Source organism: Actinoplanes sp. NPDC051861 (assembly GCF_040681145.1).
Classification (GTDB): domain Bacteria; phylum Actinomycetota; class Actinomycetes; order Mycobacteriales; family Micromonosporaceae; genus Actinoplanes.
In genome coordinates, this window is the sequence record NZ_JBFAYE010000006.1 from 112,099 (window position 1) to 119,344 (window position 7,246).

Sequence of the window (7,246 nt, forward strand, 5' to 3'; positions counted from 1 at the left end):
GTATTCGCGGGCCGACTGCTGGGAGGTTGGCCCGTGGATGAACTCCGGCTCGACGTAGGACTCGTCGACTACCTCATTCTCACGATCTACTTCGTCACGGTGCTGGGCGTCGGCTTCGCCGCCCGCCGGGCGATCAAGAACAGCTCGGACTTCTTCCTCTCCGGGCGCTCGATGCCCGCCTGGGTCACCGGCTTGGCATTCATCTCCGCCAACCTCGGTGCCCTCGAGATCATCGGAATGTCCGCCAACGGCGCCCAGTACGGCATGATGACCGTCCACTACTTCTGGATCGGCGCCGTACCGGCGATGGTCTTCCTCGGCATCGTGATGATGCCCTTCTACTACGGCTCCAAGGTCCGTAGTGTCCCCGAGTTCCTGCGGCTGCGGTTCAACCGGCCGACGCACCTGTTCAACGCGGTCAGCTTCGCGGTGGCCCAGGTGCTCATCGCCGGCGTCAACCTGTACGCCCTCGCGCTGATCCTGCAGGCGCTGCTCGGCTGGCCGCTCTGGACGTCGATCGTGGTCGGCGCCGCGATCGTGCTGGTGTACATCACGCTCGGCGGCCTGTCCTCGGCGATCTACAACGAGGTGCTGCAGTTCTTCGTGATCCTGGCCGGCCTCATCCCGGTCACCGTCATCGGCCTGATCAAGGTCGGCGGCGTGGACGGCCTGTTCGAGAAGGTGCGGCAGAGCCCGTTGGGGGAGGCGGGGCTGCACACCTGGGCGGACACCGGTGGTACCGACAACCCGCTCGGTGCGAGCTGGATCGGCATCGTGTTCGGCCTCGGCTTCGTGCTCTCGTTCGGGTACTGGACGACGAACTTCGCCGAGGTGCAGCGGGCGCTGAGCGCCAAGGACATGAATGCGGCCCGGCGTACGTCGATCATCGGCGCCTTCCCGAAGCTGCTGGTGCCGGCGATCACTGTGCTCCCCGGCCTGATCGCGCTGGTGCTCTTCTCGGACCTCGGCGCGGAGGAGGGCGCGTACACCTACAACAACGTGATCCCGCTGCTGATGCGTGATCTGCTGCCGAACGGCGTGCTCGGTGTGGCGGTGACCGGCCTGATCGCCGCGTTCATGGCCGGCATGGCGGCGAACGTGAGCGGGTTCAACACGGTTTTCACGTACGACATCTGGCAGACCTACGTCCGGCGGAACCGCAGCGACGGGTACTACCTGCGGGTGGGCCGGATCGCCACGGTCGGCGGCATCCTGGTCGGCATCGGCACGGCGTTCATCGCGGCCGGGTTCGACAACATCATGAACTACATCCAGGCGCTGTTCTCGCTGTTCAACGCACCGCTGTTCGCCACGTTCATCGTCGGCATGTTCTGGAAGCGGATGTCGGCGTGGGCCGGTTTCTGGTCGCTGCTGCTCGGCTTCCTCGCCTCGCTGACGCTCTACATCCTGCACCTGACCGAGGTCCTGCATTTCAACTCGGACCTGGAGGAGAGCTTCTGGGGCGCGGGCCTGGCCTTCGTCACCGCGGTCGTGGTGGCCCTGCTGATCACACCGTTCACGCCGGGCAAGAGCGACGATCAACTGCGCGGTCTTGTGTACGGACTTGGCGGCCCGACCACCTCCGGTGAAGTGATCATCGCCGGCGAGAAGGTCTGGTGGCGCAACCCGGTCCTGCTCGGCACGATCGCCCTCGTGATCGCCGTCGCCCTGTACATCCCCGTCTGGTGAGGTGGAATTCATGACCGACAAGGACCAGGAGAGCGTGGCCGCCAAGGCTCGGCTCTTCGACGTGCGCGCCGTGATCGGTGGCCTGTTCATCCTCTACGGCCTGATCGTCTCGGTGGTCGGCCTGCTGGACGGCCAGTCCGAGATCGACAAGGCGGAGGGCGTCCGGATCAACCTGTGGATGGGCCTGGCGATGCTCGCGCTGGGGCTGCTCATGCTGCTCTGGCTCAGGCTCAACCCGCCCGTACCGCCCCGGGTCGCCGAGGACGACGGCGACGCCCTTCCGCCCGACGAGCGGGCGGCCTGATGTCCGGGACGGTGCCGTCCGGGTGCCGTCCCGTTGCAGGGTGACCCCGAATCGTCAACCCGCTCACCCCGGCAACCGATAACCGGGGCATGGAACCCCTCTCCTCAATCAGCAGCCTCAGCACGGGTGGCCGCAGAGACCCCGGCTGGCAGGTGCAACTCCGAGTCGACTACGTCGTCAACAAGGTCATGCAAACCCATCGAGGACAGACCGAGGACATCGTCAAGCAGGCGATCCAGGACCAGCTGCGGGTGTACGGCGTCGTGCCGAACAACCGTCAGGTGGCCCAGTACGCCACCGCGATCTCCTCGCTGCCACAGCTACCCCCGAGCAGGGGGTAGGCGTCATCGGGCCGGGAAGCGAAGGATCCGATCGTCGTCGTCGCGCGGGTCGCCGCGGCCGTCGCGGTTCGAAGTGGTCAGCCACAGCGAGCCGTCCGGGGCCACGGCGACCGTGCGCAGCCGGCCGTACTTCCCGGTGAACCTCGCCTCGGTCGTACCGCCGTTCAGCGGAACGGTCCACAGACGCTCCCCGCGCAGCGCGGCCACGTAGAGCGTGTCGCCGGAGACCGCGGCGCCGCTGGGCGAGGCGTCGTCGGTGCGCCACTGGACGATCGGGTTCTCATACCGCGAGTCGTCGCCGCGCCCCTCCACGTCGGGCCAGCCGTAGTTCTTGCCCGGCTGGATGACGTTCACCTCGTCCCACGTGTTCTGCCCGAACTCGATGCCGTACATCCGCCCCTGGTCGTCCCAGGCCAGGCCCTGTACGTTGCGGTGGCCCATGCTCCAGACCGGCGAGCCCGGCCACGGGTTGCCCGGCGCGGGCCTCCCCTCCGGGGTGAGCCGCAGGATCTTGCCGCTCGGATCGTCCCGGTCCTGTGAGCGCGGTTCCTCGCTGGCGTCGCCGGTGCCCACGTAGAGCATCCTGTCCGGCCCGAACGCGATGCGGCCGCCGTTGTGCCGGCCACCCTTCGTGATGCCGTCGAAGATCACTTCCGGCTGCCCGCCGCCGTCGAGCTTGAACCGCACGATCCGGTTGTCGCCGGAGGCGGTGAAGTACGCGTACACCCACCGGGTCTCGGCGTAGTCCGCGGCGACCGCGAGGCCGAGCAGGCCACCCTCGCCGCCGGCGTCGACACCGGCCACCCGGTACACCTCGCGCGGCTGCGCCCCTTCCGTCACCTGCAGAATCCGGCCGCTGTCACGCTCGGCCACCAGCGCGCTGCCGTCCGGCAGGAACGCGAGGCCCCACGGCACCTCGAGCCCGGTCGCGATCGTCTCCGGCGATCCGAGATCGGGTGTCCCGGTGGCAGCCGACTCGGTCACCGACGGCTGCACCGACACGGTGGGCACCGGCTGCACGGTCGGCGGTGCCGCGGAACCGTTGTCGGAGCAGGCGGCCATCACCGCGACGCCGGTCGCGGCGAGGGCCAGGCGGGTGGTCCGGGCGAAGGTCATTTATCAACCGTACCGCTGCTCGTCTGCGTTAAATGTGGCTGTTTGCCTGATTCGATGCGCCGCTCCTGCCCAAGATGGGTGCCGCGCGGCGAGCCGGTCGCGCAGGGCGGAGATGGGTTTTGCGAGCTTTGGCACGGCCGGTCACGGCCGCGATCATCACCCTCACAACCCTTTTCGGGTACGCGCCACAGCCGGTCCTGGCGGACCGGGGTACCGGTGTGCCGCCGCGGGTCCGGTACGACAGTGCCGCCGTCATCACCTGGGAGCCCTGTCCCGAGGACGCGCTGGTCCAGTGCGGAACCATGCGGGTGCCCGCCGACTGGGCGGCGCCGTACAGCCAGCAGATCGAGATCTCCCTGGCCCGCCGCCCGGCCTCAGACCCGTCCCGCCGGCTCGGGGTGCTGATGGTGAACCCGGGCGGTCCCGGCGCCTCCGCGGTGACCATGGCGCTCGACGTCGAGTCCGTCAGCACCGAGGTGGCCGAGCGCTTCGACATCGTCGGCATCGACCCGCGCGGGGTGGGCCGCAGCGCGCCGATCCTCTGCGACCAGGCGCTGGTCGACACGAAACCGGCGCCGATGCCGGTCAGCGAGTCCGGCTTCGCGCAGATCGCGACGTTCAACCAGCGGCTCGCGGCGGACTGCGCGTCCCGCAGCGGGCCGGCCTTCTACCACGCCGACACGATCAGCGTGGTCCGTGACATGGAGGCGGTCCGGGTCGCCCTCGGCGAGCCCCAGATCAACTTCTACGGCGCCTCGTACGGCACGCTGATCGGCCAGCTGTACAGCGAGTACTACCCGCGGAACCTGCGCGCCCTGGTGCTGGACAGCGTCATGGACCACAGCGTCTCGGCCGCCGACTTCATGGACCAGGCCGCCGAGGCCGCGCAGGACTCGTTCGACGAGTTCGTGGCATGGTGCGCCCGGGACAGCCGGTGCGTGCTGCGGGGACGGGACATCAAGAGCATCTGGGCGCAGTTGCTGGAGCGGGCCGCCGCCGGGACGTTGATCGACCCGTACGACCCGCCGAGCACGCTGCGCGCCTGGGATCTGATCGGTGCGGCGTTCAGCGCGTTCTACGACCCGCAGTGGTACTCGTTCGCCCACTACGTCCAGGACGCGGAGCAGCCGGCACCGGCCGGGCGGCGGGCGCGGATGCCGGTCGACCTGACCCCGCACAGCTTCCCGGCCGTGGTCTGCCAGGACTGGTCGTTGCCGGTCGACGGCTATCCCGGCTACCGCGAACGGCTGCGGGAGATGGCGGTACGCGCACCGCAGATGCTCACCTCACCGCTGGTGCTGACGGCCACCGCCGGATGCCTCGGCTGGCCGATCCCGCCCAGCAACCCGCAGCGGCCGATCCAGCCGGCGAGCGGGCCGGTGCTGCTGGTCAACGCCCGGCACGACCCGGCGACCGCGTACGCCTGGGCGCGTCAGCTGACCGACAAGCTCGGCCCGGCCGCGCGGCTGCTCACCTACGAGGGGTGGGGGCACGTCGCGTACAGCCACAGCAGATGCGTCAGCGGGGCCGTGGATCGTTACCTCTTCGACCTGACCCTGCCGGAGCCGGGCGCGAGTTGCCCGGCGATCGAGCCGGAGCCGTACGGGGTCGGATGAGTCTCCCCGGTTGTGCCGGACGGCTCGGCCCGGTAGGCAGGGATTGACAACCGACACTGTCCTACCTGGAGGGCCGATGCGGTTCCTGCCCGCACTGACAGCGCTGTCACTGACCACCCTGGGGATCGCGGTCGCGTCCCCACCGGCCTCCGCGGGCGGGCAACCGGCCCTCGGGCCCACCGCCAGCGGATACGGCGGCGCGGTCGCGACCGTCGACGCCAACGCGACGGCCGTCGGGCTGGACGTGCTGCGGCGCGGCGGCAACGCGGTCGACGCGGCCATCGCGGCCGCCGCCACGCTCGGCGTGACCGAGCCGTTCTCGGCCGGTATCGGCGGCGGCGGGTTCTTCGTCTACTACGACGCCAAGCGGCGCTCGGTCTCGACCATCGACGGGCGGGAGACCGGCCCGGCCACGATGACCGAGAAGCACTTCATCGACCCGGCGGACGGGTTGCCGTACGACTTCGCCGAGGCGCGCGTCAGCGGACTCTCCGTCGGTGCGCCGGGCACGCTCGCCACCTGGGAGTCGGCCGCCCGCAAGTGGGGCACCAGGTCGCTGTCCAGCCTGCTGCAGCCGGCCGCCGGGGTCGCCGAGCGCGGTTTCGTCGTCGACGCCACGTTCCGCCAGCAGGTCGCCGACAACGCCGCGGCGTTCGGCCAGTTCACCTCGTCGCGCGAGCTCTACCTGCCCGGGGGAGCGCCGCCCGCGGTCGGCAGCGTCCAGCGCAACCCGGATCTGGCGGACACCTACCGGCTGATCGCCAAGAAGGGCACCGGCGTCTTCTACCGTGGCGCGGTCGGCGAGGACCTGGTCGAGACGGTGCAGCATCCGCCGGTCGCCGCCGATCCGATCGGCACGTGGGCGTACCCGATCCGGCCCGGCACCCTCACCGAGGCCGACCTGGCCGGCTACCGCCTGCGGTACCCGTCACCGACGCGCTCCGACTACCGGGGACTCACGATCTACGGCATGAACACGCCGTCGAGCGGTGGCACCGCGGTCGGCGAGGCCCTCAACATCATCGAGAAGGGCCTGCCCACCTCGGCCACCACGACCGAGAAGCTGCACTACTACCTGGAGGCGTCGGCCCTGGCCTTCGCCGACCGGAACCGCTACGTCGGCGCGAACACCTCACCGGCGGTCATCCGCGAGCTGATCTCCGACCGGTGGGCCGGGCAGCGGGCCTGCCAGATCGACCGGACGAAGGCGCTGACCAAGCCGGTCCCGCCCGGTGACATCAACGCCGAGGGCTGCACGCCGGCCACGCTGGGCGGTCCCACCGAGCAGGGTCAGAGCACGACCAACCTGACCGTGGCCGACAGGTGGGGCAACATCGTCGAGTACACGTTCACCATCGAGGCGACCGGCGGCAACACCATGGTGGTGCCGGGACGCGGGTTCATGCTCAACAACGAGCTGACCGACTTCAACTTCGCGCCCACCCAGGGCACCGCGCCCGACCCCAACCTGCCCGGCCCCGGCAAGCGGCCGCGCAGCTCGATGTCGCCGACGATCGTTCTCAAGGACGGTAAGCCGTTCCTGGCGCTCGGCTCGCCCGGCGGCGCGACCATCATCACCACCGTGCTGCAGCTCCTGCTCAACCGCGTCGACCTGGGCATGACCCTGCCCGAGGCGATGGCGGCGCCGCGGGCCTCGCAGCGCAACAGCGCCGGCATCCAGGCGGAGGCGGCGTTCCGCACCCAGTACGGCCCGGCGCTCACCCCGCTGGGACACACGTTCGCCGCGGACGTCGCCGAACTCGGCGCGGCGACCGCCATCGAGTTCACCCGGGGCGGCGGCTTCATCGCCTCCTCCGAACCGACCCGCCGAGGCGGCGGCGCGGCCGCTGTGGTCCACCCCCGCTGACAACCCTTGCGTGTGGAGTTCGGGCTCGTACGGAGGCCGAACTCCACACGCAAAGTCGTTCACGGCGGGGTGTGTTGAGTTGTGGTTTGTGGGTGGGCCGAACTCCGCACGCAACGTTGTTGAGGGCGGGGTGTGTTGAGTTGTGGTTTGTGGGAGGGCCGAACTTCACACGCAACGTCGTTCACGGCGGGGTGTGTTGAGTTGTGGTTTGTGGGAGGGCCGAACTCCACACGCAAAGTCGTTCACGGCGGGGTGTGTTGAGTTGTGGTTTGTGGGTGGGCCGAACTCCGCACGCAACGTTGTTGAGGGCGGG

Annotated in this window: 6 protein-coding genes; 5 read left to right on the top strand and 1 reads right to left on the bottom strand. The window is 69.7% G+C overall.

Annotation, left to right across the window (positions count from 1 at the left end; all coding sequences use genetic code 11):
- Positions 1 to 33: 33 nt before the first annotated feature.
- From AB0M02_RS19210 to AB0M02_RS19220, 3 genes are all read left to right on the top strand, one after another.
- Entirely contained in the window at positions 34 to 1,689 is a 1,656-nt protein-coding gene (locus tag AB0M02_RS19210) for a sodium:solute symporter family protein (RefSeq protein ID WP_364228462.1), read from the top strand.
- A gap of 10 nt (positions 1,690 to 1,699) precedes the next feature.
- Positions 1,700 to 1,993, top strand: a complete 294-nt coding sequence (locus AB0M02_RS19215) for a hypothetical protein (RefSeq protein ID WP_364228464.1) — start codon at positions 1,700 to 1,702, stop codon at positions 1,991 to 1,993.
- Positions 1,994 to 2,082: 89 nt separating this feature from the next.
- Positions 2,083 to 2,334 carry a hypothetical protein gene (locus AB0M02_RS19220; protein ID WP_364228466.1) on the top strand — a complete coding sequence of 84 codons (252 nt, stop codon included), beginning with the start codon at positions 2,083 to 2,085 and terminating at the stop codon, positions 2,332 to 2,334.
- Between the two features lie 3 nt (positions 2,335 to 2,337).
- Here AB0M02_RS19220 and AB0M02_RS19225 read toward each other — a convergent pair whose 3' ends face one another.
- Positions 2,338 to 3,450: a PQQ-dependent sugar dehydrogenase gene (locus AB0M02_RS19225; protein WP_364228468.1), complete on the bottom strand. Its 1,113-nt coding sequence runs from the start codon at positions 3,448 to 3,450 to the stop codon at positions 2,338 to 2,340.
- A 119-nt stretch (positions 3,451 to 3,569) separates the two neighbouring features.
- On the opposite strand from AB0M02_RS19225, the gene AB0M02_RS19230 reads away from it, so the two are divergent.
- Positions 3,570 to 5,066, top strand: coding sequence for an alpha/beta hydrolase (locus tag AB0M02_RS19230; RefSeq protein ID WP_364228470.1), 1,497 nt, complete (start codon positions 3,570 to 3,572; stop codon positions 5,064 to 5,066).
- Between the two features lie 76 nt (positions 5,067 to 5,142).
- Entirely contained in the window at positions 5,143 to 6,933 is a 1,791-nt protein-coding gene (ggt, locus tag AB0M02_RS19235; RefSeq protein WP_364228472.1) for a gamma-glutamyltransferase, read from the top strand.
- Positions 6,934 to 7,246 lie beyond the last annotated feature (313 nt).

What these genes read in the sequence shown, in the direction of transcription:
- AB0M02_RS19215 (WP_364228464.1), top strand. Translation starts at nt 1,700, where the DNA reads ATGACCGACAAGGACCAGGAGAGCGTGGCCGCCAAGGCTCGGCTCTTC.
- AB0M02_RS19220 (WP_364228466.1), top strand. Translation starts at nt 2,083, where the DNA reads ATGGAACCCCTCTCCTCAATCAGCAGCCTCAGCACGGGTGGCCGCAGA.
- AB0M02_RS19225 (WP_364228468.1), bottom strand. Translation starts at nt 3,450, where the DNA reads ATGACCTTCGCCCGGACCACCCGCCTGGCCCTCGCCGCGACCGGCGTC.
- ggt (WP_364228472.1), top strand. Translation starts at nt 5,143, where the DNA reads ATGCGGTTCCTGCCCGCACTGACAGCGCTGTCACTGACCACCCTGGGG.